20 protein-coding genes and 1 pseudogene are annotated in these 24696 nt (G+C 73.7%); 8 read left to right on the top strand and 13 right to left on the bottom strand.

Annotation, left to right across the window (positions count from 1 at the left end; all coding sequences use genetic code 11):
* Positions 1 to 11 precede the first annotated feature (11 nt).
* Both AB0I42_RS00835 and AB0I42_RS00830 read right to left on the bottom strand, forming a co-directional pair.
* Positions 12 to 427: pseudogene (locus tag AB0I42_RS00835) on the bottom strand (VOC family protein).
* On the bottom strand, positions 403 to 975 hold the full coding sequence (locus AB0I42_RS00830) for a cob(I)yrinic acid a,c-diamide adenosyltransferase (protein WP_357532890.1): 573 nt from the start codon (positions 973 to 975) through the stop codon (positions 403 to 405). Before AB0I42_RS00830 ends, AB0I42_RS00835 begins: the two are co-directional and overlap by 25 nt.
* Here AB0I42_RS00830 and murA point away from each other — a divergent pair.
* The gene (murA, locus tag AB0I42_RS00825) at positions 974 to 2404 is read left to right on the top strand and encodes a UDP-N-acetylglucosamine 1-carboxyvinyltransferase (RefSeq protein ID WP_357532888.1); all 1431 of its coding nucleotides are present in this window, start codon (positions 974 to 976) and stop codon (positions 2402 to 2404) included. The genes AB0I42_RS00830 and murA overlap by 2 nt on opposite strands.
* Before the next feature lie 114 nt (positions 2405 to 2518).
* Positions 2519 to 3367 (top strand): 3-hydroxyacyl-CoA dehydrogenase family protein, encoded by an 849-nt coding sequence (locus AB0I42_RS00820; RefSeq protein WP_357532886.1) that lies wholly within the window; start codon positions 2519 to 2521, stop codon positions 3365 to 3367.
* 122 nt (positions 3368 to 3489) lie between these two features.
* Here the strand turns inward: AB0I42_RS00820 and AB0I42_RS00815 are convergent, their stop codons facing one another.
* The 6 genes from AB0I42_RS00815 to AB0I42_RS00790 form a co-directional block, all read right to left on the bottom strand.
* On the bottom strand, positions 3490 to 4308 hold the full coding sequence (locus tag AB0I42_RS00815; protein ID WP_357532885.1) for an ABC transporter permease: 819 nt from the start codon (positions 4306 to 4308) through the stop codon (positions 3490 to 3492).
* Positions 4305 to 5153: an ABC transporter ATP-binding protein gene (locus tag AB0I42_RS00810; RefSeq protein ID WP_357532884.1), complete on the bottom strand. Its 849-nt coding sequence runs from the start codon at positions 5151 to 5153 to the stop codon at positions 4305 to 4307. The genes AB0I42_RS00815 and AB0I42_RS00810 overlap by 4 nt, the downstream gene beginning before the upstream one ends.
* Before the next feature lie 573 nt (positions 5154 to 5726).
* On the bottom strand, positions 5727 to 6605 hold the full coding sequence (locus tag AB0I42_RS00805; protein WP_357532883.1) for a hypothetical protein: 879 nt from the start codon (positions 6603 to 6605) through the stop codon (positions 5727 to 5729).
* Positions 6602 to 9274 carry an FtsK/SpoIIIE domain-containing protein gene (locus tag AB0I42_RS00800; RefSeq protein WP_357532882.1) on the bottom strand — a complete coding sequence of 891 codons (2673 nt, stop codon included), beginning with the start codon at positions 9272 to 9274 and terminating at the stop codon, positions 6602 to 6604. The genes AB0I42_RS00805 and AB0I42_RS00800 overlap by 4 nt, the downstream gene beginning before the upstream one ends.
* A gap of 147 nt (positions 9275 to 9421) precedes the next feature.
* The gene (locus AB0I42_RS00795) at positions 9422 to 10324 is read right to left on the bottom strand and encodes a polysaccharide deacetylase family protein (protein WP_357532881.1); all 903 of its coding nucleotides are present in this window, start codon (positions 10322 to 10324) and stop codon (positions 9422 to 9424) included.
* 100 nt (positions 10325 to 10424) lie between these two features.
* A complete protein-coding gene (locus tag AB0I42_RS00790) occupies positions 10425 to 11042 on the bottom strand; it encodes a DUF4126 domain-containing protein (protein WP_357533428.1) in 618 nt (205 codons plus the stop codon).
* 70 nt (positions 11043 to 11112) lie between these two features.
* On the opposite strand from AB0I42_RS00790, the gene nucS reads away from it, so the two are divergent.
* Positions 11113 to 11772, top strand: coding sequence for an endonuclease NucS (gene nucS, locus AB0I42_RS00785; RefSeq protein ID WP_357532880.1), 660 nt, complete (start codon positions 11113 to 11115; stop codon positions 11770 to 11772).
* A gap of 363 nt (positions 11773 to 12135) precedes the next feature.
* On the opposite strand, the gene AB0I42_RS00780 is transcribed toward nucS, so the two are convergent.
* Positions 12136 to 13638 carry an aldehyde dehydrogenase family protein gene (locus AB0I42_RS00780; RefSeq protein WP_357532879.1) on the bottom strand — a complete coding sequence of 501 codons (1503 nt, stop codon included), beginning with the start codon at positions 13636 to 13638 and terminating at the stop codon, positions 12136 to 12138.
* Positions 13639 to 13987: 349 nt separating this feature from the next.
* Between AB0I42_RS00780 and AB0I42_RS00775 the strand changes: the two genes are divergently transcribed.
* The 4 genes from AB0I42_RS00775 (at position 13988) to AB0I42_RS00760 (ending at position 18319) form a co-directional block, all read left to right on the top strand.
* Positions 13988 to 14488: an FHA domain-containing protein gene (locus AB0I42_RS00775; RefSeq protein WP_357532877.1), complete on the top strand. Its 501-nt coding sequence runs from the start codon at positions 13988 to 13990 to the stop codon at positions 14486 to 14488.
* 103 nt (positions 14489 to 14591) lie between these two features.
* Entirely contained in the window at positions 14592 to 15644 is a 1053-nt protein-coding gene (locus AB0I42_RS00770; protein WP_357532876.1) for an alpha/beta hydrolase, read from the top strand.
* Positions 15641 to 16528, top strand: coding sequence for an alpha/beta hydrolase (locus AB0I42_RS00765; protein ID WP_357532874.1), 888 nt, complete (start codon positions 15641 to 15643; stop codon positions 16526 to 16528). The genes AB0I42_RS00770 and AB0I42_RS00765 overlap by 4 nt, the downstream gene beginning before the upstream one ends.
* 153 nt (positions 16529 to 16681) lie before the next feature.
* Positions 16682 to 18319: a 3-hydroxybutyryl-CoA dehydrogenase gene (locus AB0I42_RS00760; protein ID WP_357532873.1), complete on the top strand. Its 1638-nt coding sequence runs from the start codon at positions 16682 to 16684 to the stop codon at positions 18317 to 18319.
* Between the two features lie 29 nt (positions 18320 to 18348).
* Here AB0I42_RS00760 and AB0I42_RS00755 read toward each other — a convergent pair whose 3' ends face one another.
* From AB0I42_RS00755 to AB0I42_RS00740, 4 genes are all read right to left on the bottom strand, one after another.
* Entirely contained in the window at positions 18349 to 20853 is a 2505-nt protein-coding gene (locus AB0I42_RS00755) for an FtsX-like permease family protein (RefSeq protein WP_357532871.1), read from the bottom strand.
* Between the two features lie 127 nt (positions 20854 to 20980).
* Positions 20981 to 22081, bottom strand: a complete 1101-nt coding sequence (locus AB0I42_RS00750) for an FG-GAP-like repeat-containing protein (protein ID WP_357532870.1) — start codon at positions 22079 to 22081, stop codon at positions 20981 to 20983.
* A gap of 118 nt (positions 22082 to 22199) precedes the next feature.
* Positions 22200 to 22862, bottom strand: a complete 663-nt coding sequence (locus tag AB0I42_RS00745; protein WP_357532868.1) for a response regulator transcription factor — start codon at positions 22860 to 22862, stop codon at positions 22200 to 22202.
* A gap of 45 nt (positions 22863 to 22907) precedes the next feature.
* Positions 22908 to 24257, bottom strand: coding sequence for a sensor histidine kinase (locus tag AB0I42_RS00740; RefSeq protein ID WP_357532866.1), 1350 nt, complete (start codon positions 24255 to 24257; stop codon positions 22908 to 22910).
* Positions 24258 to 24296: 39 nt separating this feature from the next.
* Between AB0I42_RS00740 and AB0I42_RS00735 the strand changes: the two genes are divergently transcribed.
* Positions 24297 to 24623, top strand: coding sequence for a hypothetical protein (locus AB0I42_RS00735; RefSeq protein WP_357532864.1), 327 nt, complete (start codon positions 24297 to 24299; stop codon positions 24621 to 24623).
* The last annotated feature ends 73 nt before the right edge of the window (positions 24624 to 24696 follow it).

Genomic DNA, 24696 nt, shown 5'->3' with positions numbered 1-24696 from the left:
GCGCGGCGCGGCTAGCCGTCGGCGACCAGTTCGACCTCGTAGCCGTAGCCGTCGGCCAGGTAGGCGGCGTACGTGTCCGGCCCGCCGGCGTACGGATGCCGGTCTGCGAAAAGCAGTGACCAGCCGTGCTCCGGCGCCCGGGTGACCAGCCCGTCCACGACGTGGCGTGGGCCGGCGTGGAAGGCGAGATGGTTCAGGCCGGCGCGTGCCGGTCGTGGACCCGGGACGAGAGCGCCGGCGACTCCTCCAGCACCAGATAGGTGCCGCCGAGCCGCCAGGAGCGGCCGTCCGGCCAGTCCTGGAACGGCTCCCAGCCGAGCTCCGCGAGCAGCCAGCCCCACGAGCGCCGGGCGCCGGCCAGGTCCGGCACCCAGAGCTCGACGTGGTGCAGGCTTCCCGTGGTCAGCGTCGGCCCCCCGGAACCCAGAGCACATCGCCGTCCGGGTTCGCGATTCTCGCCAGAATGAACAACAGATCCGACAGTCGATTGAGATACTTTGCCGGGAGGGGACTGGTTCGGTCCGGTTCGTGACTGACCAATGCCCAGGCACCTCGTTCGGCGCGTCGCGCCACCGTGCGCGCGACGTGCAGCAGGGCGGCACCGGGGGTGCCGCCGGGCAGGATGAAGGAGTCGAGCTTGGTCAGCCGGTCGTTGAACTCGTCGCACCAGCCCTCGAGCCGGGTGATGTACTCCTCGGTGACCCGCAGCGGCGGGTATTCGGGATCCGGCTCCACCGGGGTCGCGAGGTCGGCGCCCACGTCGAAGAGGTCGTTCTGGACCGCGGCCAGCACCTCGCGGACCTCTTCGTCGAGCTGCCCGAGCGCCAGCGCGACCCCGATGGCGGCGTTGCACTCGTCGACGTCGGCGTATCCCCCGATCCGGGGGTGCGTCTTCGCGACCTTCTCGTTGTTGACCAACCTTGTCGAGCCGGTGTCGCCGGCCTTGGTATAGATGCGTGTGAGGTGGACGGCCATGACGTACAGCCTACGGATGCCCGCCCCGCCGGGAACCGACCCCGCCCCGCCCGACGGCTGGAAAACGGCTGGTGGGCTGCACCTGCCGGACGCCCCTACGATGGCCGACATGGACGTGATCAGGGTGAACGGCGGCGCCCGGCTGGCGGGGGAGGTGCACGTCGTCGGCGCCAAGAACTCGGCGCTCAAGCTGATGGCCGCGGCGCTGCTCGCCCCCGGCCCCAGCGTGATCACCAACGTGCCCCGGATCACCGATATCGCGATCATGGCCGAGGTGCTGCGCCGGCTCGGCTGCGTGGTGTCGATCGACGACGACGAGCCGTCCCGCGCCGGGAGCGGGGTGCCACGCTGCGCCTCGGTCACCATCGACGCGCCGGCCGAGCCGGGCACCGAGGCCGACTACGACCTCGTACGCCGGCTGCGCGCCTCGATCTGCGTCCTCGGGCCGCTGCTCGCCCGGCGTGGCTACGTACGGGTGGCACATCCCGGCGGTGACGCGATCGGTTCCCGGGGCCTGGACATGCACGTGGCCGGCCTGGCCCGGATGGGCGCCGACATCTCCGGCGAGCACGGCTTCGTGATCGCCTCGGCCCCGTCCGGCCTGCACGGGGCGAACATCTGGCTCGACTTCCCCAGCGTGGGAGCGACCGAGAACCTCCTCATGGCGGCGGTGCTGGCCAGGGGCGTCACCGAGATCGACAACGCGGCCCGCGAGCCGGAGATCGTCGACCTGTGCGCGATGCTGACGCAGATGGGCGCCGACATCTCCGGAGCCGGCACGTCGACGCTGCGCATCGAGGGCGTGACCGAGTTGCGGCCGGTCCGGCACGCCACGGTCGGCGACCGGATCGTCGCCGGCACCTGGGGTTTCGCCGCCGCGATGACCCGTGGCGACGTCACCGTGACCGGCGCCAGTCCGGCCTTCCTCGAGGTCGCCCTCGACAAGATCATTTCGGCCGGCGGGCTGGTCGAGACCCGGGCCGACGCCTTCCGGGTGCAGATGGACCGCCGGCCCACCGCCGTCGACGTGGTCACCCTGCCGTTTCCCGGGTTCGCGACCGACCTCCTGCCGATGGCGATCGGGCTGGCCGCGGTCAGCGAGGGGGCCTCGCTGATCACCGAGAACATCTTCGACGGGCGGTTCATGTTCGTCAACGAGATGGCCCGGCTGGGCGCCGACGTCAAGACCGACGGACACCACGCCGTCGTACGCGGACGGGAGCGGCTGTCCAGCGCGCCCGTACGCGCCACCGACATCCGCGCCGGCGCCGGTCTGGTGATCGCCGGGCTCTGCGCCGACGGCACCACCGAGATCTCCCACGTGCACCACATCGACCGCGGCTATCCCGACTTCGTCACCGACCTGCGCGCCCTGGGCGTGGAGGTCGAGCGGGCCCTCGCCCCCGAAGAGGCGACCTTCACCCTCTGAGGCATCGTTAAGGATTGCCGGTTAGGGTGCTCGGATAGCGGTGCGGAGGTGTCCGCATCCGCGAGAGCGGCGCGGGCGCCCGCCCGCGGTCAGCCCACGGCGAGGGAGATGCAGATGGCGGGTCGACTGGCGGTCATCGGGGCCGGTCTGATGGGTTCGGGAATCGCACAGGTGGCGGCGCAGGCCGGCTGGCAGGTGACGCTGCGCGACCTGGACGACGCGGCGACCGGGCGCGGGCTCGCCGGCATCCGCCGGTCGCTGGAGAAGTTCGCCAGCAAGGGGACCATCGCCGCCGACGACGTCGAGGCGACGCTGGCCCGGATCAGCCCGACCACCGAGCTGGAGGCGGCGGCCGACGCCGACATCGTCGTCGAGGCGGTCTTCGAGAGGATCGAGATCAAGCACGAGGTCTTCCGGGCGCTCGACAAGATCTGCAAGGCCGACGCGGTGCTGGCCACCAACACCTCGGCCATCCCGGTCACCCAGATCGCGGCGGTCACCGACCGGCCCGAGTCGGTGGTCGGCACCCACTTCTTCTCGCCGGTGCCGATGATGAAGCTCTGCGAACTCGTACGCGGCTACCAGACCTCCGACGAGACGCTGGCGACCGTGCGGTCCTTCGCCGAGGAGATCGGCAAGACCGTCGTGGTGGTCAACCGGGACATCGCCGGCTTCGTCACCACCCGGCTGATCGCCGCGCTGGTGGTCGAGGCCGTCAAGCTCGTCGAGTCCGGCGTGGTGTCGGCCGAGGACCTCGACACCGCCTGCAAGCTGGGCTTCGGCCACGCGATGGGGCCGCTGGCGACCACCGACCTGACCGGCGTCGACGTGCTGATGCACGCCGCGAAGAACATCTACACCGACACCGGCGACCCGAAGTTCTTCCCGCCGGAACTGCTCCAGCGGATGGTCACCGCCGGCGCCCTCGGCCGCAAGTCGGGCCAGGGCTTCTACGAGTACTGAGCCCGCCCGACGCCCCGCTTGCCCGCCCGCCCCGCCCTTGATCCCCGTGATCAGGGACCGGGGCGGGCGTGTTGTACGTACTCCCTGATCACGCGGATCATCAGGGCGCGGCACCGACGGGGTCAGCCGTCGCGTTTGGTCGTCCAGCGGAAGGTGGTCAGGCAGAGGACCAGGCCGATCACGCACCATGCGGACAGGACCAGGGCGACCCGGCCCAGCTCGAAGGAGCCACCGGGTTCCTGGGCGCCGAACGACTCGGGCAGGAAGACCGACCGCAGCCCCTGACACATCCACTTGAGCGGGAAGATCGCCGCCACCTGCTGCATCCAGCCCGGCAGGCTGGTGAAGACGAAGAACACCCCGGAGATGAACTGCAACACCAGCGCCACCGGCGTCACCACCGCCGAGCCGCTGCGGGCCGTACGGGCCAGCGACGAGAAGGCGATCCCGCACAGCGTGCACGCCGCGATCCCGAGCACCGACACCCAGCCGAAGGTGAGCCACTTGCCGAGGGTGCCGGGCAGGCGCAGGTCGAAGAGGGCGACCGACACGGCGAGCAGCAGCGCCGTCTCGGCGAGCCCGATCACCACGACCATGATCACCTTGCCGGCGAAGTAGACCCACTTCGGCATCGGCGTACCGCGCAGCCGCTTGAGCACACCCCGGTCCCGCTCGATCGGGATCCAGATGCCCAGGTTCTGGAAGCTGACCGTCATCAGACCGGTCGCGATCATCCCGGTGATGAAGTACTGCGTGTAGCTGACCCCGGGCGCGATCTCGTCGTTGAAGATCGCCGCGAAGATCAGGATCATGATCACCGGGAAACCCATGGTGAAGACCACCGACTCGCGGCTGCGCAGGAACTGGCGCAACTCCAGCCCGCCCTGGCGCAGGGCCAGCCGGACCGGACCGACCCGGAGCGGAGTGTCGACCGTGGTCATCGGTGTCCGATCATCGTGAGGTAGATGTCTTCCAACGTCGGCCGGGTGACGGTCAGCCCGGGCACCTCACCGCCGTACCGTGCCGCCAACTCGCCGACCAACGCCGTCGGCGTCGCCGTCTCGGCACGCTCCACCGCGCCGTCCGCCGTACGCCAGCTCACCGTCGCCAACGCCTGCTCCCGGTTGCCGAGCCGGGCCGGCGGCGCCACCTCGACCACCCGGCCGGCGGCGATCACCCCGACCCGGTCGGCGAGCGCCTCCGCCTCGTCCAGATAGTGCGTGGTCAGCACGATCGTGGTGCCGCTCGCGGACAGATCCCGGATCAGCTCCCAGAACTCCCGCCGCGCCTCCGGGTCGAACCCGGTGGTCGGCTCGTCGAGGAAGAGCAGTTCGGGGCGGCCGATGATGCCCAGCGCCACGTCCAGCCGGCGCTTCTGCCCGCCGGAAAGCGAGTGGGTACGGGCCTTCGCCTTCGCCGTCAGGCCGACCCGTTCGATCACCCGGTCCGGGTCGTCCGGCGCCGGATAGAAGGCGGTGAAATGCCGTACGACCTCACCGACGGTCAGCTCGTCGAACTCGCCCGTACCCTGCAGGACGATCCCGACCCGGGCCCGCCACCGCTGGTCGGCGCGGGCGGGGTCGACACCGAGCACCGTGACGTCGCCCGCGTCGCGCTGCCGGTAGCCCTCCAGGATCTCCACGGTGGTCGTCTTGCCCGCGCCGTTGGGGCCGAGCAGCGCGAAGATCTCGCCGCGACGTACGTCGAGGTCGACGCCGTCGACCGCGGTGTTGGCGCCGTACGACTTGCGTATCCCCCGCGCGGAGATCGCGAGACCGTCAGTCATGGCGTCAACTATCCGGGTCCGGCGATGCCCGCTGGCACGCGGGGTCGGCGAGCGGGCCCTGGATCACCCGCCCCGGTCGGTGTCCCGATCGCAGCTCGCGCCGCCCGCCGCCCGCCGCCTGCCGCCTGCCGTTCTCGTCGAGCCCGCGCCGCCACTCCGGTTCTGCTCGCGTCGGGCCTGGGTGCGGGCGGCTGCTTGCGTCGATCAAGGAGAAGTCGTGGGGTATTACTCCCGGCTTGTCCTGCGACATGTCCTTGGTCACGCGTAGGTCCCCGGTCACCGCGTGGTTCGTGGTCCACGGGGGTCCGATCGGGGGCAGCCGCCACCGTGGCCGGGGGCGACGTCGGGAGGGGTGCTGTTGCCGTCCACAGCGAATTCGATGTGAGTACGCCGGATTCGCTGTGGACGGCGCGGCATTACCCCGTCTCGGGTGGTCGGCGCCCGGGTGCTTGCCTTGATCAAGGAGTTGTTGCGCGACGAACCACCGTAGAGCGGGCACGGTTTGTCCTTGATCGACGCGTAGGCCCGGACGGGGCGCGGACTCGGAGCGCGGGTGCGGGGAGCGGCGGGGGATCAGTGGGTGAGGGTCAGGGAGAGGATGGTGCCGGCGGCCATACCGCCGAGCAGCAGCAGGCCGATCGCGCCCACGTCGGGCCGGCTCCCGGTGCGCCGTAGCCACCAGGCCACCGGTGGAATCGCGGTGAACGGCGCGACCAGGAACACCAGCCAGCCCAGCACGCGTGGTACCGACGCCGCGCCGTCCGGTTGGATCGCGACCAGCCCGGCCGCGACCAGCCCGGTGAGCGCGGCCAGCGCCGCCCCGACCAGCGGCAGGAAGGGCAGGACCAACCGGGGTACGGGTCTGCGGGGCGCGTCGGGGCGGGCGGCGGCGATGCGCAGCCTGGCCCGCTCCAGTGCCTGGGCCGCCGACGACAGCCCGGCGCCCGACCCGCCCAGCCCCTGCCCAGCCGTGGCCGCCGCGGGTGTGGCCGTCCCCGCCGCCGCCTTAGTCGTGGCCGCGCCAGCCGCGGCGGTCCCGGCCACCGGCGCCCCAGCCCCAGCCTCGGCTGGCCGGACCGGATACGCCCCGCCGGGGAAAGTGCTCCCTGTGGAAGCCCCGGCCGTGAACGTACCGGCTGCGGACTCCCGTCCCATGGTCGTACCCGCCGCCCGGTCGGGCTCGGGCAGGTCGCCGACCGGCCGTCCGGGCCAGCGGCGCAGCGCCCGTAGCTCTTCCCACAGCCGGGCCGCCTCCCGGTCGACCAGGTGGACGGCCTCGGTGTCGGCGGCGGCCCGCCGCTCGGCCGCCTCGGCGTCGGCGGCGGCCCAGGCCAGTTCCGCCGAGGCGGTCGCCGCGCCCTCGCGGTACGCCCGGTCGGCGGCGGCGAGGGCGGTGTCCCGTCGGGCCGCGGCCGCCCCGAGTTCGGCGACGAGCCGGCCGTACCCGGTCACCGGGGGTCCTCCGGCAGTTCGTACGGGATGACGAGTTCCGGCGTACGGTGCACCGCCCGGTCGAAGAAGAGGCCCCGGTGCGGGCGGGGGTACCAGTCCGGCCCGCCCGGCTGCGGGCAGAGCGGCGCCAACTCGCCGCCGTGTACGTCGAGCGCCACCCAGGCGCCGATCGCGTCGAACCGCGCCCCGATCCCACCGAGGTCGTCGCGTAACCGGGGGACGGTACGCCACCAGCCGAGCAGGTGCACGCGGTGCTCGGGTCCCCGGGCGAGCACCGCGCGCAACCGTTCGTGACCGGTCGGGCCGCCACCCGCCGGTTTGCTGGCCAGCCTGCCGGCGACCGCGTCGAAGGCGTAACCGACGACGTAGTGCGGCTGGTCCGGTACCGCCCCGGTCAGCCCGTCGGTCAGTTCGGCGAGGAGTTCGTCGATGCTGTCCGGGTCGTACCAGGCGGCGTCGGGCAGCGCGGCGTGCAGCAGCCGGGCGGACCGGTCGGCGTCGCCGTCGAGGCAGGCGATGCTGAACCGGGCGGCCGGCACCTGGGCCGCGAGCGACCGGGCCGCCGATCCGAGCACGGCGCACGCCTCCCCGGTCCGGGACCCGAGTACGGCGAGGTTGCGGCCGGGCACCCGGCCGAGCCGTACGACCGCCGACCGGCCCCGTACGTCGATCGTCTCGCCGACGACGGCGCCGGGCGGCCCGGCCAGGTCGGGGAAGTGGCCGGTGGCCGGGAAGACCGGTACGGCGTCGCCGTCGAAGAGGCGCGGCGGTGGCAGGCCGTCCGGCCGGGCCCGCCACTGCTCGTCCTGCAGCACCCGCCAGCCGGCCCGGTCGCCGGCCTCCGGCAGCCGGACGATCCGGTTGGCGTCCGGCACCCCGGAGTCGGTGTTCACCACCGCGTGGAACCGGGGGACCACGTCGGCGGCGGGGTTGGTCTCGGCCAGGATCCGGCGGGCCTTGGGTAGGGCGATCCGGAGCGTGAACTGGGCGATGAGGCCCGACCGCCCCCACAGCGCCTCGATGCCGGACACGTCCTGCGAGGCGAGCACCAGGTGGATGCCCTGCGAACGGCCCCGGCGGGCCAGGTCCTCCAGCAGGTTCACCGCCTCGGTGGCGACCGCGTCCCGCCCGGTCACCAGCACCTGGAACTCGTCGATCACGGCGACGATCCGGGGCCAGTGGCCGCCCGGGTCCTCGGCCCGGAGTTCGGCGAGCTTGCTGGCGTCGTACCTCTTGGCCGCGCGGGCCCGGCGGCGCAGTTCGTCGGCGAGGTGGCGCAGCATCGCCAGCCCGAACTCGCGGTCGGAGTTGATGTTGACGCCGACCAGGCGGACCTGGGGCAGCCAGCTCGGGTCGCGCGGGCTCGGGGCGAACCGGGCGAACGACACCCCTTCCTTGAAGTCGAGCAGGTACAGCGCCAGCTCGTCGGGGGAGTAGCGGGTGGTCAGCGCGCCCAGCCAGGCGTAGAGCAGGTTGGTCTTGCCGGCGCCGGACGGGCCGCCGACCAGGGCGTGCGGCGGGTCGTCGCCGAGCGCCACCTCGACGAGTTCGCCGCCCGGCCCGGTGCCGACGGGGGCGCCGAGCCCGGCCGCCGAGCTCTGGGTCCACAGTTTCTCCGGGGCGAGGTCGGCGAACCGGACCGGGGGCGGGCCGGCGACCAGGCGTTCGGCGAGTTCCCGGCAGAACGCGGCGACCCGTCCGGCCGGCGGTGCGGGGTCGGGGCGTACCGGTAGCGCGGCGAGGCTCGCGCAGCGGACCCGGTCGCCTTCGACGGTGACCGTCTCCACCGCCGGTCCGGGCCGCACCGGTAGGCCCCGGCTGACGACGTGGACCCCGCAGGCGATCCCGGTGCGTACGATCCGGTCGAGCTGGGCCCGCTGGGCGGCGGTCAGTTCGGTGGCGGTCGCCGCGTCGCCGAGCAGCACCAGCAGCCGCCACGGCTCGGGTCGCCGCCCGGCGGTGGTGGCGTCGGCGAGGGTCGCGTACTCACCGGCCAGCACGCTCTCGTTGATCCGGCGGATCTGCTCCACGAGGTCGTCGAGGGTCCCGGTGAGCCCACCCGGGCCGACGGAGGTGAGCAGCCCGGCGGCGCCCAGCGGGGCGAATCCGGCGAGGCCGCCGCCGAGGTGCTCGGGGTCGTAGACGGTGATCCGTACGTCGCCCGGCCGGGTCGAGCCCAGCACCCGCAGCAGCAGGCCGGTGATGATTCCGTCCACGACGGACTGGTCGCCGTGCAAGGTGAGATGGGTCCGGTCGAGCAGTGGCAGCAGGGCCGGCACCGGGGGGCCGCACTCGCCGGGCCGGTCGGAGCCGATGGTGCCGATCCGGAGCAGGTCGCCGCCAGGGCCGGGCGGCGGCTCGGCGGGTGCCCAGTCCCGCCACGGCGCGCCGGCCGCGCCCGGTGCCCGTACGGCCGCCAGCCGGGCGATGTCGCCGGCGAGCCGGGTGGATTCGCGCAGGTAGCGGCGGGTGATCTCGCGCCGGGTGGCGTCTCGTGCCTCGGTCAACTGGTGCAGGCAGGCGGCGTGCGCGGCGCGTACGACCGCGTGCCTGGCGGCGGTGCGCGACCGGGCCGACCCGGTCGAGGCGGCTGCCGACCGGGCGAGCCCGCGCGCGGCGGCGACGTCCCGTCCGACGGCGGCGAGCAGTCCGGCCCAGCGGCTAGCCACCGGTGCACCCGTGCGGCGGGCCGACGTGGACCGCCGCTGTCGTTCCGGCGACGTTCGCCAACGGACCCCCCGACAATCGGAATCGCGCCTACTTTATCCCTTTTGTCGGTCTCATCCCTCTGCGTTCCGCCGCGTGTTGCCCCGCCGTCAGGTCGTCGCCAGAACCTCCGACAGCGCCGCCGGCTCCAGCCCGCGCTCCCGCAGCCCGGCCAGGATGTGTGGCAGCGCCTCGTCGGTCATCGCGGCGTTCGCCTCCGTGACGTGCATGATGATCACCGAACCGGGCTTGACCTTCGACAGCACCGCCGACACGATCGGCTCCCACGCGGTCGCGAAGGGATCGCCGCTGACCACGTCGCCGTCCACCACCGTCAGGCCGAGCGGGGCCAGCGCCGACAGCGCCGTACCGTCGTGGCAGAGGCCGGGGAACCGGAAGTAGCGGGTCTGCCGGCCGCCGTACGCCTCGATGACCTCGAAGGTCTTGGCCACGTCGGCGGTCATCCGCGCCGTCGGCAGCCGGGGCAGGCCGTAGCAGTCGGCGGTGAACGCCTCGTGGCCGTAGGTGTGGTTGGCCAGTTCGAACCGCTCGTTGCCGGCGATCCGGCGGGTCACCTCCGGATACCGCTCCACCCACTTGCCGGTCAGGAAGAACGTCGCCGCCAGCTCCTCGCGCTCCAGCAGATCCAGGATCTTCAGGTTCGCGTACGACTTCACCTGGCCCGTACGCAGGCTGTGGAGCATCCCGTCGGTCATGTCGGCGTCGAAGGTGAGCGCGACCCGGTTGCCCGTACGCGGACCGTTGTCGACCACCGGCGGCCGGGTGCCGGGCCGGGTGGCGCCGGGCAGCGGCGGCGCGACGGTCGGCGAGGCCGACGTCGGCGCCGGTAGGCCGGGTGCGGTGGCCGTCGGGGTCGACGCACTGCCGAACGTGGGCCGCGTGCCGGTGTCCCGGTCCCCGCCGGTGAGGCCGACGACCAGCGCGGTGGCGCCGCCCAGCGTGGCCAGTACGGCGGCGACGGTGACGAGGCGGGTGGACAGCGACTTCAGCACGAGGCGGATCATTCCAGCCCAGGCCGGAGGCGGTGACGGGTACCCGTGGATCCCGGCAGTGCCGCGTAGGCCCGGTCGTTCTCCCGTGCGGGAGAGCGTCCTAGACCCGGAATCCGGCAGCCCGGGCCGCCTCACGTTCCGCCCGCCGGTCCCGCCGGCGCCGGCGCAGCCAGAACCAGAAGACCACCAGGAGCAGCAGGAACAGGATCACCAGCACCGGCAGCAGGATGGCGACCACCGACATCACCACGCTCGTGGCGTCTTCGGCCGTGCTCGCCACCGGTGCGCCGATCCCCGCCGTCATCGCGTTGATCACCGGCCGGGCGGCCGACTTGGCGCCGTGCACACCGAGCGCGATGAGCACCCCGGCCACGATCGGCACCCACTGGTTGGACGAGAAGAACTGCCCCGGGTCGGTGACCGTCACGGTCTCCGAACTCGACCCGGCACCGAACGCCAGGCCACCCGCGGTCGGCCGGACCGCCGTCTGGATCACGTCGTTGACGTGGTCGACCACCGGCACCTTGTCGGCGACCACCTCCACGACCAGCAGCACGGCGAGGATGGCGAGCACCCAGCCGTTGGACAGCCACTGCCAGCCGGCCGGCAGGTCGATGACGTCGGTGTATCTGCCGAGCAGCCCCATCGTGAGCAGGGGAATGTAGGCGTTCAACCCGGCCGATGCGGCAAGACCGGTCCCCGTCAACGCTTCCAGCACGTCAACCAGCATCGCACCGCCGCGCCAGCGCCGTCGCGGCGCCGGCGGCCGCCTCCGCTACCCTCGTCGGGTGCGGTTGGTGATTGCGCGATGCGAAGTCAACTATGTCGGACGGCTCTCGGCCCACCTGCCGGCGGCCACCCGGTTGCTGATGGTCAAGGCGGACGGGTCGGTGTCGATACACGCCGACGACCGCGCCTACAAGCCGCTCAACTGGATGAGCCCGCCGTGCAAGCTGGAAGAGGCACCGGGCGTGTGGCGGGTGGTCAACAAGGCCGGCGAGGAGCTGCGGATCACCCTGGAGGAGGTGTTCCAGGACACCTCGTACGACCTGGGCGTCGACCCGGGCCTGGTCAAGGACGGTGTCGAGGCACACCTGCAGGAGTTGTGCGCGGCGTCGCCGACCGTCTTCGGGGACGGCCACACGCTGGTCCGCCGGGAGTACATGACCGCCATCGGGCCGGTCGACCTGCTCTGCCGGGACGCGGCCGGCGCGGCGGTGGCGGTCGAGATCAAGCGGCGGGGCGAGATCGACGGCGTCGAGCAGCTCACCCGCTACCTCGAACTGCTCAACCGCGACCCGCTGCTCGCCCCGGTCGCCGGCATCTTCGCGGCCCAGGAGATCAAGCCACAGGCCCGGGTGCTGGCCGAGGACCGCGGCATCCGCTGCGTCGTACTCGACTACAACGCGATGCGCGGCATGAAGCGCGACGAACTCACCCTTTTCTGACCGCCTCGCCACGGCGGCCCAGGCTTCGTCGCGCGTGCCGGCCCGGGCGAGGTCGCTGTCGCGGCCCACAGCGAATGCGCTGTGGCCGCCGACAGCCCTAGCCCGGCGGCGCCGGCCTTTCCGCCCGTGCCACCCGCTGCCCGTCGGCACGAAAACCCGCACCGTTCGGCGAAGCAATCGGCGGACAGGTGTGACCGCAACTCACGTCGCGAGTCGACCGAGCGCCGCCGCACCGTCTGGAGCCCGAGGACCGCGCCGCGAAGCGGTCGCGGCCCGCAGGGCGAAGACGGTGCATAGGGCGGCGCGAAGCGGAGCGAGCCAGCCTCGCCGGAGGCGAGGCCAAAGAAACAGAGGCGAGGCCCGCTAGTTCCGCCCGTAGAGGGTCTTGACCAGCTTGACGATCCGGGCGACCTGGGCCGGCGTACGGTCGAAGGTCATCGCGGGCAGCATGGACGGGCCGCGGCGGCGGGTGATCGCCTTGGCGCGGGCGAACTCGCGCAGCCCGTCGTCGCCGTGGATGCGGCCGAAGCCGGAGTCGCCGACGCCGCCGAAGGGCAGCGTGGACATGCCGACGAAGGTGATCACCGAGTTGATCGCGGCCATTCCGGAGCGCAGCCGCCGGGCGATCGGGATCGCCTGCCGCTGGCCGAACACCGAACCGCCCAGGCCGTACGGCAGTGCGTTGGCGAGGGTCAGTGCCTCCTGCGCGTCGCGTACCTTCTTGATCGTCAGGGTTGGTCCGAAGGTCTCCTCCCGTACGGCGGCCGAGTCCTCGGGCACGTCGACCAGGATCGTCGGCCGGATGTACGGCGGCTGGACCGCGTCGGGGCCGCCCAGCACGGCGCGGCCGCCCCGGGCCAGCGCGTCGTCGATGTGCCGCCGGATGATGTCGATCTGCGCCGGCATGGTGATCGGGCCGAGGTCGGCGTCGCCCGCCGCTCCCACGGTCAGCCGGCCGGCCCGTTCGACCACCTTGGCCACGAAGGTGTCGTAGACCGGCGCGACGGCGTAGATCCGTTCGATGCCGATGCAGGTCTGGCCGGCGTTGGTCATCCCGCCCCATACGGCGGCCTCGGCGGCGGCGTCCAGGTCGGCGTCCGCGTCGACGATCATGGCGTCCTTGCCGCCGGACTCCAGCAGCACCGGGGTCAGCGTCTCGGCGCAGGCGGCCATCACCTTGCGGGCGGTGGCGGTGGAGCCGGTGAACGCCACCTTGTCGACACCGGACCGGCACAGCGCCGCCCCGACGTCGCCGAGCCCGTGTACGGCCTGCAGCACCGGCTGTTCGGGCACCACCTCGGCGAACGCGTCGACGTACCACTGGCCGGCGACGGGGGTGTATTCGCTGGGCTTGAACACGACCGCGTTGCCGGCGGCGAGGGCGTACCCGATCGAGCCGAGCGGGGTGAGCACCGGGTAGTTCCAGGGGCCGATCACCCCGACCACGCCGTACGGCTGGTATTCGAGGTGGGCGGCGAACTCGGCGAGGATGAGCCGGGACCGGAGTTGGCGGGCGCCGAGGACCCGGCGGGCGTTGCGGGTGGCCCAGTCCAGGTGTTCGATCGCGGACACGATCTCGACGACCGCCTCGGCGACCGGTTTGCCGCCCTCGGCGTTGACGACTTCGGCCAGTTCGGTGATCCGGTTGGCGAGCACCGCCCGGAAGCGGAGCAGCCGTTCGCGGCGGCCGGCGTCGCCGAGTCCGATCCACCAGTTGCCGGCGGTGCGGGCCCGCTCGACCGCGCGGGCGACGTCGTCGGCGGTGGCCACCGGCAGGCGGCCGGCCTCGTCGCCGGTGGCCGGGTTGGTGGAGATCAGTTCGCCGTCGGCGATCACCGGCACGCCGGGCACGCGGAAAGTGGTCATCGGCGCTCCTCGAGATGTTTTGTGCCGAGTCTAAACCTGAGAAATACTCATTGCAGCCCGGTCGTGATCGATGGAAGGCCGCTCGGTGGCCATCGATGGAAAACAGTACCGGGCCAGGGACGCCGTTCGTCCGTGATGGACGTACGGCGATCGTGGCCGGCCGATACGACCGAACCGGTGAGTGAGGTCTGGCCGGGGGACTGCGTAATCCGGCCCACCGGTGCGGTGATTACCTTGGCCGGGCTTGAAAAGCTGACCGGGGGAGCGACCGGGGGGGTCGTTCCCACCGACCGGAAAGGCGTTGTCGACACACATGTCCGATGATCTGCCCCTGCTTCCGCAATTGACGGTGACGAGCGGGCCACTGCGCGGTGCGAGCTTCCGGCTACGCCCCGGCATCCGGACGATCGGACGGGAGGACGGCGTCGACATCGTCGTCGAGGACTCCCGGGTGAGCCGCCGGCATGCCGCCGTCGAGCTGACGGATGGCCGGGCGACGTTGTCCGACGTGGGCTCGACCAACGGCACCTTTCTCAACGATCGGCGGATCGAAGGCGTCGCGGTGGAGTTGCGGGACGGTGACCGGGTCCGGTTCGGCGGCGTCGAGCTGCGGTTCTTCGACCCGTCGGCCGCGCTGACCGACCCGGTCGGCTCCGTACGCCTGGTGGGGTCCATCCCGGCGCAGCGCGCGATCGGGGCGTCCGCCGAACAGCGGTCCGCCGTCGGGGTGCTGGCCGAGCCGACGCAGGCGATGCAGACCGCGCGCCGGTCCGGCCGGCTCGTCCTGGTCGTCGGCGGCGTGGTGATGCTGGCCGGCTGGGTGGCCTGGGTGCTGATGGTCACCCGCTGAGCCGGTCCGGTCACCGGGCGGGGCCGGCCACACAGGTCGGGGCCGGACCATGTGGGTCCGCTCCACATGGTGACCGGCCCGGCCCGGTGCGATGATCCGGCGCATGGAGACCGAGACGGTACGCGTCGAAGCACGCGGGATCGCCCAGCACGTGCACGTCGCCGGGCCGGTCGACGGCACGCCGGTGCTGTTGATCCACGGCAACTGCTCCTCCGGGGCCTTCTGGTATCCGCTGCTGCGCCACCTTCCGGACCCGCTGCGGATCGTCGCGCCGGACCTGCGCGGCTACGGCGCGACCGACACCGCCCCGGTCGACGCGACCCGCGGGCTGCGCGACTTCGCCGACGACGTGGCGGCCCTGCTCGACCACCCGGCCCTCTTCGGCGCTCCCGGCGCCCGGCCGGTCGTCGCCGGTCACTCGATGGGCGGCGGGGTCGCGATGCAACTGCTGGTCGACCATCCCGACCGGGTCGCCGGCCTGCTGCTCGAGTCGCCGGTGTCGCCGTACGGCTTCGGCGGCACCCGCGACCTCGCCGGCACGCCGACCACGGCCGACTTCGCCGGCACCGGCGGCGGCTCGGCCAACCCCGACTTCGTCAAGCGGCTGGCCGCCGGCGACCGGGGCGCCGACGGGCCGGCCAGCCCGCGCAACGTCATGCGGGCGACGTACGTCGCCGACCCCGCCGCGCTCGGCGCCGACGAGGAGGCACTGCTCGACACCGTGCTGTCGACCGCCACCGGCGACGACAACTACCCGGGTACGACGTCCGTGGTGGACACCTGGCCCGGCGTCGCCCCCGGCGACCGGGGCGTCCTCAACACGATGTCGCCCCGGCACTTCCGGATCGCCGACGAGCTGGTCGCGGTCGCCGTCAAGCCGCCCGTCACCTGGATCCGGGGCGACCGTGACGTCATCGTCTCGGACACCTCGATGCTCGAGTTCGGGCAGCTCGGCGTCCTCGGTCTGGTGCCGGGCTGGCCGGGCGCCGACACCTACCCGCCGCAGCCGATGGTCGGTCAGACCCGGGCCGTGCTGGACCGCTACGCCGCCGCCGGGGGGCGCTACCGCGAGGTGGTGTACGAGGGCTGCGGCCACTCGCCGCACGTCGAGCGGCCCGCCGACTTCGCCGCCGCGCTGCTGGAGCTGCTGCCGTGACCGGCCCGGTCGGGGTGCCGTACGCCGTCGGGACGGTGCCGGTCGACGGCGGTGACCTGACCGTCGGTGTGTGGGGCGACCACGGTCCGCTGCTGGTCGCCGCGCACGGCATCACCTCGTCGCACGTGGCCTGGACCCTGGTCGGCGAGCGGCTCGGTGTCGACCACCGGCTGGTCGCCGCCGACCTGCGCGGCCGGGGGCGCAGCCGCGACCTGCCCGGCCCGTACGGGATGGAGCGGCACGCCGACGACCTGGCGGCCGTGATCGGGGCGTACGGCGGCGGGCCGGCCGTGGTGCTCGGCCACTCGATGGGCGGCTTCGTCGCGGTCGCGCTGGCCCGCCGCCACCCGCGGCTGGTCGAGCGGCTGGTGCTGGTCGACGGCGGGCCGCCGCTGCCGGCACCGGCCGGGATCGACGCTGCCGCCGACGAGGCGACGATCGCGGACGCCGTCCGGCAGACCATCGGCCCGGCGTTCGCCCGGCTCGCGATGACGTTCCCGGACCGGGAGGCGTACCGGGACCTGTGGCGGGCCCATCCGTCCTTCGTGGACTGGACCGACGCGGTCACCGGGTACGTCGACTACGACCTGGTCGGCGAGCCGCCCGAGCTGCGCCCGGCGTGCCGGCCGGAGGCGGCCGTCCGCGACGCCCGGGACACCTACGCCCTGCCCGGCGTCGTCCCGGCGCCGGTGGGGGTGCCCGCGGTCTTCCTGCGCGCCGAGCGCGGAATGCTCGACCAGCCCGACCAGCCGTTCTACGCCGAGGGGCACGCCGCGCACTGGCTACCCGGGACGACCGAGGTCACCGTGCCCGGCGTCAACCACTACACGATCACGCTCGGCCCGGCCGGCGCGGCGGCGGTGGTCGCGGCGGCACGCGGCTGACCGCGCGCGGCGCCAGCCGCAGGAGAGGTCCGCCGCGGAGCCGAGAGTGGACCCGCGAGGGCGGACGCGGTCCGGTGGCCTGAGTTCTCGTTAAGTAGCCTGTGGGTGTTCAGGTCGCGGCCGGCCGGTTCGCCGGCCGGTGAGGAGGGCAGCGTGGCACGCGAAATCCACACCGTCGGGGTGGTCGGGCTCGGCACCATGGGCGCCGGCATCGTGGAGGTCTTCGCCCGCAACGGGGTCGACGTCGTCGCCGTCGAGATCACCGATGCCGCGCTGGACCGGGGCCGGGACAACCTCACCGGCTCCACCGACCGGGCGGTGGCCCGGGGCAAGCTCGCCCCCGCCGACCGCGACGCGCTGCTGTCCCGGGTGACCTTCGCCGTCGGGCTCGACGCGCTGCGCGAGGTCGACCTGGTCGTGGAGGCGGTGCCCGAGCGGCTCGACATCAAGCGGCGGCTCTTCGCCGACCTCGACCGCACCTGCAAGCCGGCGACGATCCTGGCCACCAACACCTCCTCGCTCTCGGTCACCGAGATCGCGGCCGCCACCGGCCGGCCCGAGCAGGTCGTCGGGGTGCACTTCTTCAACCCGGCGCCGGTCATGCGGCTGGTCGAGGTGATCCGTACGGTGGTCACCGCGCCCGAGGTCGTCGCCGACGTCGAGGCACTGTGCGCCCGGCTCGGCAAGACCGGTGTCACCGTCGACGACCGGGCCGGCTTCATCGTCAACGCCCTGCTGCTGACCTATCTCAACCAGGCGGCCGGGATGCTGGAGTCGGGCCACGTCGGCCGCGAGGACCTCGACACCGCCATGCGGCTCGGCGGCGGCCTGCCGATGGGGCCGCTCGCCCTGCTGGACCTGATCGGCCTCGACACCGCGTACGAGATCCTCGAGACCATGTACCGCCGCGGCGGCCGGGACCGGCGGCACGCGCCCGTACCGCTGCTGCGGCAGATGGTCACCGCCGGCTGGCTCGGCCGCAAGAGCGGACGGGGCTTCTACAGCTACGAGAAGCCGGGCTCGGCGGTGGTCGTACCCGACGGGTGGGCGCCGTCCCCGGCGCCGGCCGGCGCCGCCGCGCAGGTCGCCACGGTCGGTGTCGTCGGCTCCGGCGAACCGGCCGAACGGCTCGCCGAACTCTTCACCGGAGCCGGGTACGACGTCGTCGCGGTGACCGGCGAACTCGACCGGCTCGCCGGCGCCGATCTCGTCGTGACCGCCGGCCCCGGCGACCCCGACGCCGACCGGGCGCTGTTCACCGCCCTCGACGGGATCTGCAAGCCGGGCGCCGTGCTCGCCGCGTCGACCACCCGGCTGCCGGTGATCGACCTGGCCATGGCGACCGGACGGCCCGCCGACGTGCTCGGGCTGCACTTCCTCGACCCGGCACCGGACCGGGCCCTGGTCGAGATCGTCCACACCGTACGGACCGCGCCCACGACGACCGCCACCGCCCGCGCCGTCTGCGAGCGGCTCGGCCGGGCCGCCGTGGTCTGCGCCGACCGGGCCGGCTACGTGGTCGACGCGCTGCTGCTGCCGTACCTCAACGACGCGGTGCGGATGCTGGAGGCGTCGTACTCGACCGCCGACGACATCGACCACGCGATGAGGCTGGGCTGCGGTTACCCGGTGGGGCCGTTCGAACTGCTCGATCGGATCGGGCTCGACGTGGCGCTGGCGACGCTGCGCGACCTCTACCGGCAGTCGCGGGAGCCGGGCCTGGCACCGGCGCCGCTGCTCGAACAACTGGTGACCGCCGGCCGCGGCTTCCGCGTCCACCCCGGGGACTGAGCCGGGCGGGACCGGGGTTCCGCCCGACGTCACTCCGCCGCGAGAGCCGCCACCGGGGGAACCCTGGCGGCCCGCCGCGCCGGTACCACCCCGGCCAGCAGCCCGACCACCGCCGCACCGACCACCACCAGGGCGATCCGGCCGTACGGCAGGGCGAGCACCAGCCAGTCGCGGGGGATCGCCGCGTAGGCGGCCGCGACCCCGAACCCGACACCGAGGGCGACCCCGACCACACCGGCGACGGTGGCCAGCACCACGCCCTCGGCGAGCAGCATCACCCGCAACTGCCGGCGGGCCAGGCCGACCGCCCGCAGCAGCCCGAACTCCCGGGTCCGTTCGAGCACCGACAGGGTCAGCGTGTTGGCGATCCCGGCCACCGCGATCACCACCGACAGCACCACCAGCGCGCCGACCACCGCCAGCAGCCCGTCGATGATCGCCCCGGTCTGCTCGCCGCTGCTCTGCACGTCGGCCACGACCGCCAGCGGTTCGGTGTCGGTCACCGACGCGACGGCGATCCGGGCGGCCGGCGGCGGGACACCGTCCGCCATCCAGACCAGCACCCCGTGCGGGGCCGGCGTGCCGACGACCGCCGCCGCCTCCGCCGGGGTGAGAAGCACCTCCGGCAGTGGCGCCGACGGGACGGAGAGCACCGCCGACACCACCACCTCGACGCTGCCGTCCGGCCCCTCGACGGTGATCCGGTCGCCGGCCCGGACCGCCAGCGCCCGCGCGGTGTCCGGGGCGAGCACCGCGCCGCCGGCGGCGAAGTCCTCGACCCTGCCGGACCCGGCCGGCAGCGCGAACTCGCGGCGCAGGAGATCGGGGTCGAAGCCGCCGACCTCGGCCGACCCGGTCCGCGTGCCGGCCCGCAGCCCGCTGCCGGTGGCGGCCAGCGGCACCGCGCGCTCGACCTCGGGCACCGCGGCGAGCCGGGCGGCCAGGTCGCCGGGCAGCCGGTGCCCGTCCGGCGCGGTCACCAGGTAGTCCAGCGGGTACCGCTTGCGCATCTGGTCGTCGAGGCTGTGTTTGAGCGTCTCGGCGCTGACCAGGAACGCCGTCACCAGGGTGATGCCGACGGTCAGCGACAGCGCGGTCGCGGCGGCCCGGCGCGGGCTCCGGTCGCCGCTCGCGGCGGCGAGGCGGCCGGCGACCCCGAACAGCAGCGCCGGAATCCGCCCGACGAGCCGGGCCAGCGGACCCACCACGACCGGCCCGAGCGCAAGCACGCCGAGGGCGACCGGCAACCCGCCGGCGACGGTCGGCATGATCGCGCCGGTGGCCGCGCCGACCACCACGAGCGCCGTACCGAGCAGCAGGGCGGCGATCCCGACGGCCACCCGCAGCACCCCGGCGCCACCGGTGGGTGCCAGGTCCGGCTGGTTGGCCAGCGCCGCGACCGGGGCGACCCGGGTGGCACCCCGGGCCGGCAGGGCCGCCGACCCGACGGTGATCCCGACCCCGACGAGCAGCGCCACGGCGACGGTGTTCGCCCCGACCTGGAGCGGTACGTCGAGCCCGACCCCGCTGGTCCGGCCGAGAGCGGCCGCGCCCAGCCAGCCGAGGCCCAGCCCGAGACCGAAGCCGATCAGCGCCGCCAGCACCCCGAGCACCGCCGCCTCGGCCAACACCGAACCGAACACCTGGCCGCGACCGGCGCCGACGCAGCGCAGCAGGGCGAGTTCCCGTTGCCGCTGGGCCACCAGGATCGCGAACGTGTTGTGGATGACCAGCGCCGCCACGAGCAGGGCGACCAGGGCGAAGGCGCCGAGCGCGAGGCGGATCTGGGCGACGTCGCCGACCGCGGCCGAGGCCAGCGCGTCGGCGTACCGGGCGCCGGTGACGACCTCCACCGGTCGGCCGGCCAGCGCCCCGGCCACCGCGTCCCGCAGGTCGTCCTGTGCCGCGCCCGGGCCGGCCAGGACGTCGACGGCGCCCCAGCCCGACTCCCCGGTGACCGCCGTCAGATCGGCGGCGGACAGGTGCACGACCGGCCACGACTCGGTGGTGTCGGCGGTCCCGGCCAGCCGGAACGTGACCGTCTCACCCGCCGCCGTGACCAGCCGGACCGTCGCCCCCGGCGGCCAGCCCTGGGCGGCTGCCGTGTCGCGGTCGACGACGATCTCGCCCGGCCCGGCCGGGTACGCCCCGGCGGCCAGGTCGAAGCCGGCGAGCCGGGGGTCGTCGGCGAGGGCCCGCAACGTCGAGTCCGGGTTGCCCAGGCTGGTCACCACCCGCCCGTCGGCACCGAGCAGCACACCGGTCGCCCCGGCCCGACCGGCCGCCGCCGCCACCCCCGGCACATCCCGTACGGCGGCCAGGTCGGCGTCGGTCAGCCGCCCGGACCCGTCGGCGGTGACCCGTACCGCCACGTCCCTGGCCTGCCGGGCGGTGCTGTCGTAGAGCTGGGCCGCGAGGGTGTCGGTCATCGCGACCGTGGCGACCACGAAGGCCACCCCGAGCGCGACGGCGGCGGAGGTCAGCAGCAGGCGGGTGCGCCGGGCCCGCAGCCCGGCCAGGATCACGTGGCGCATGTCGGTCGACGCTATGACGCGGCGCCCGCCGCGGCGTCGGCCCCGGGTCGCGCCCGGCTCCGTCTCAGGCACGGTCCGTTCCGGGTACGGCGTACGACCCGGGTCGTACGCCGTACCCGCGGGACCCCTACTTCTTGACCCGGACGATGATCGTCGCGTCGGACGTCTGCGCGCCGGAGGTGATCCGGTAGCCGAAGATGTCGCGCTTGTCGTGGCTGGTGTCGGTGCGGACGTACGCGATCGTGTTCTGCGCGGTCACCGTCGCGGTGCCGTACTTCGGCGGGGTGGTGACGGTCAGCACCGTGCCGGGGACGACGACGTCGTTGTCCAGCACGTTGATCCGCTTGCGGTTGGTCGGGCCGACGGTCACCCGGTCCTCGACGGCCCGGATGCCCGGCGTGAAGGTGCCGTCGCCGTTGTTGACGAACAGTCGGACGGTGCCGGACCAGTTGGTGGTCTGCACGTCGGGGCGGCCGTTGCCGTCGAGGTCGACGAGGTCGACCTCCCACCCGTCGTCGCCCCACTCGTCCTGCTCGAGATAGCGGGTGCTGCCGTCGTCGAGGACCACGACGACGCCACTGAACGGGCCGCACCAGCCCTCGTAGAAGGCGATGACGACGTCGGTGGCGCCGTTGCCGTCGAAGTCGGCGAGTTCGAAGTCCGGCTGGCCGCCGCAGTATTCGACCGGGCCGGGCACCAGCGTGCCGGCCTCGGTGTTCAGGAACGTGCGGAACCCGTCGCCCTGGTCGGTCCACTCGTAGACGTCCTGCCGGCCGTCGCCGTTGAAGTCGGCCAGGCCGATGTAGCTCGGCTGGAAGATGGCGTCGAAGCCGCCGGCCGGGGCGTAGTCGCGCAGCACCAGCAGGTCGTGGGTGACGCCGGGCGGCCGGCCGTCGAACCAGGCCAGCACGAGTTCGACGGTGCCGTCGCCGCCGAGGTCGACCACGACGCCCATGTCCGGGCAGTGGCCGCCACCGCCGCTCGGGTCGGGATAGCCGTGCACCGTTCCCGGGCCGTACCCGCCTCCGCCGGTGCCGAGTTCGACGGTGACCCCGCACTCGTCCGGGCCGCCACCGGCCAGGGTCACCCGGTCGGTGACGTGGTCGCCGTCGACGTCGCCGAAGAGCGGATCACCCTGCCAGCCGGCCCAGGCGGCCGGTGCCGCCGTCATGACGGCACCGGCGACCGCCGCCGCCAGTACGCCGCCCAGAACACGTCCACCACGCATGGTCGGACCTCCCCGATGCGGCCGGCCCCCGTGGCCGGCCCGCAACCGGGACGCTACGTGACCGGCGGTATCCCCAGTGGACGCTGACCGTGATCCGACATCGTCCACTGTGGACACGTCAACGGCCGGCGCGGACCAGCCCGTGCTCGTACGCGTACACCACCGCCTGCACCCGGTCGCGCAGGTCGAGCTTGGTGAGGATGCGACCGACGTGGGTCTTCACCGTCGTCTCGGCCACGAACAGCTCGGCCGCGATCTCGGCGTTCGACCGCCCGGCCGCCACCAGCAGCAGCACCTCGCGCTCGCGCTCGGTCAGCGACCGGGTCGCCCGGTCGTCCGGCGCCTGCGCCGGATCGGGCAGGTAGGCGGCGAACCGGTCGATCAGCCGCCGGGTGGTCGACGGGGCCACCACCGCGTCCCCGGCGTGCACCACCCGGATCGCGGCCAGCAGCTCCTCCGGCGGTACGTCCTTCAGCAGGAATCCGGCGGCCCCCGCGCGCAGCGCGACGAAGGCGTACTCGTCGAGGTCGAAGGTGGTCAGCACGAGCACCCGGGGCGCGGCCGGCACGGCACAGATCCGCCGGGTCGCCTCGACGCCGTCCATCCGTGGCATCCGTACGTCCATCAGCACGACGTCGGCCTGGTGGGCACGCAACACCTCGATGGCGGCCGCGCCGTCGCCGGCCTCGGCGACGACCGTCATGTCGGGCTGGGCGTCGAGCATCATCCGGAAGCCGGTGCGGACCAGTTGCTGGTCGTCGACGAGCACCACGCGGATCACCGGATCACCTCCCATCGGTCGGGCCGCCTTCGCGGTCGAGTCCCATCAGTCGGGCCGCCTTCGCGGTCGAGTCCCATCGGTATGGCCGCCGTCGCGGTCGAGCGGCAGGGTGGCCGCCACCTGGAAGCCACCCTCGGGACGGGCCCCGACCATGAGTCGGCCGCCGGCGGCGAGGACCCGCTCGCGCATTCCGATGATGCCGTGCCCGCCGGCGCCGGTCTCGGCCGGCCCGGCGGTGCCGGTGTCGCCGCGCCGGGGATGCGGCCAGGCACCGGTCGGCGGCCCGTCGTCGGTGCCGGACCGCTGGCGGTGCCCGTCGCGGTCGGGGCCGGGCGCGGCGCCGTCGGGGCGGCTGCCGTCGTCGAGGACCTCCACCCGCAGGTGGTCGCGCGCCCAGGCCAGCCGCACGGTGGCCCGGACCCCCGGACCGCCGTGCTTGAGCGTGTTGGTCAACGACTCCTGCACCACCCGGTAGGCGGTCAGCGCCGTGCCGGCCCCGACCGGCCGGGGGCGGCCGGCGACCGTGTGTTCCACCGCCAGCCCGGTGCCACGCAGTTGACCGACCAGCTCCGCGATCGAGTCCAGGCCGGGTTGCGGGGCCCGGTCGGCGGCCTCGCCGTCCGCCGTACGCAGCACGCCGAGCAGCCGGCGCATTTCGGTCAGCGCTTCCCGGCCCGTACGGGAGATGGTGCCCAGCGCCTCGCGGGCCCGGTCCGGGTCGCCGGCCAGCGCGTACCCGGCGCCGTCGGCCTGCACCACCATCACCGACACGTGGTGCGCCACCACGTCGTGCAGTTCCCGGGCGATCCGGGCCCGTTCCTCGGCCACCGCGACCCGGTCCAGCGCGTCGCGTTCGCGTTCCAGCCGGTCGGCCCGGTCGGCGAGCTGGGCGTAGAAGCGGCGCCGGATCCGTACCGAGTTGCCCCAGACCCAGGCGGCGACCAGCGGGGCGGCGAGCAGGCCGGTGAACACCACCAGTTCGGTCAGCGGCCACGGGTTGCCGGCCCGGCGCATGCTGCCGTACGTGTCCATGGCCAGGACGGCGAGGATCGGGGCGACCGGGATCCAGAAGACGCCCAGCCGGCGGGCCCACGCCGGACCGATCGCGGCGGCGGTGTAGAGCAGGATCGGCATCGCGAGGTGGGCCGGCACCAGCATGCCCAGCTGGCCGGACGCCACGGTGGCCAGGCCGACGGTGATCACCAGCAGGTAGGCGGCGGTGAACCAGACCCGGCGAATCACGACGGCGAGGATCAGGAGGCCGTCGAAGACGACGGCGACCGGATGGCGGGCGATACCGGTCGCCGACATCAGGGTCAGCAGGATGATCGGCGCGGCGATCATCAGGTCGACGACGACCCGGTGCCGCTGGAGCCACAGGTGGAGCCGGTTCACCTGTCGAGGGTACGCATCCCACCGTTACTGTTGGTCGACGTGAGCCCCCGTCGCAACCGCCCGCGCCCCGAGGCCGGTCCGCCGCTCGACGACGACCGGGTGCGCCGTGGTGTCGACGCGGTCCAGACCTGGAGCGACGGTGAGTGGCAGGTACGCGCCATCCCCGGCGGCGCGGCGGTCAAGACGTACCGGTGTCCCGGTTGCGACCAGGAGATCCGGCCCGGCGTGGCGCATCTGGTGGTGTGGCCGGCCGACGGGCGCGGCGACCTCACCGACCGGCGACACTGGCACTCCGGCTGCTGGCGGGCCCGCGACCGGCGCTCGCCCGGCATCCAGCGTTCCCGCAGCGCCCCCCGCTACGGCTGACGCGCGCACTTCCTTGCGTTGATCAAGGAGAAGTCGTGGGGGATACGTCGGGTTTGTCGCTCAACAACCCCTC

The organism is Polymorphospora sp. NPDC050346, from assembly GCF_040655695.1.
Lineage (GTDB): Bacteria > Actinomycetota > Actinomycetes > Mycobacteriales > Micromonosporaceae > Polymorphospora > Polymorphospora lycopeni.
Note: the sequence above shows the minus strand (reverse complement) of the source record. Positions and strands in the feature narration are given on the sequence as shown.

Coding starts and splice junctions, on each gene's coding strand:
- murA (WP_357532888.1), top strand. CDS start 974: ATGACGTACAGCCTACGGATGCCCGCCCCGCCGGGAACCGACCCCGCC.
- AB0I42_RS00830 (WP_357532890.1), bottom strand. CDS start 975: ATGGCCGTCCACCTCACACGCATCTATACCAAGGCCGGCGACACCGGC.
- AB0I42_RS00820 (WP_357532886.1), top strand. CDS start 2,519: ATGGCGGGTCGACTGGCGGTCATCGGGGCCGGTCTGATGGGTTCGGGA.
- AB0I42_RS00815 (WP_357532885.1), bottom strand. CDS start 4,308: ATGACCACGGTCGACACTCCGCTCCGGGTCGGTCCGGTCCGGCTGGCC.
- AB0I42_RS00810 (WP_357532884.1), bottom strand. CDS start 5,153: ATGACTGACGGTCTCGCGATCTCCGCGCGGGGGATACGCAAGTCGTAC.
- AB0I42_RS00780 (WP_357532879.1), bottom strand. CDS start 13,638: ATGACCACTTTCCGCGTGCCCGGCGTGCCGGTGATCGCCGACGGCGAA.
- AB0I42_RS00770 (WP_357532876.1), top strand. CDS start 14,592: ATGGAGACCGAGACGGTACGCGTCGAAGCACGCGGGATCGCCCAGCAC.
- AB0I42_RS00755 (WP_357532871.1), bottom strand. CDS start 20,853: ATGCGCCACGTGATCCTGGCCGGGCTGCGGGCCCGGCGCACCCGCCTG.
- AB0I42_RS00750 (WP_357532870.1), bottom strand. CDS start 22,081: ATGCGTGGTGGACGTGTTCTGGGCGGCGTACTGGCGGCGGCGGTCGCC.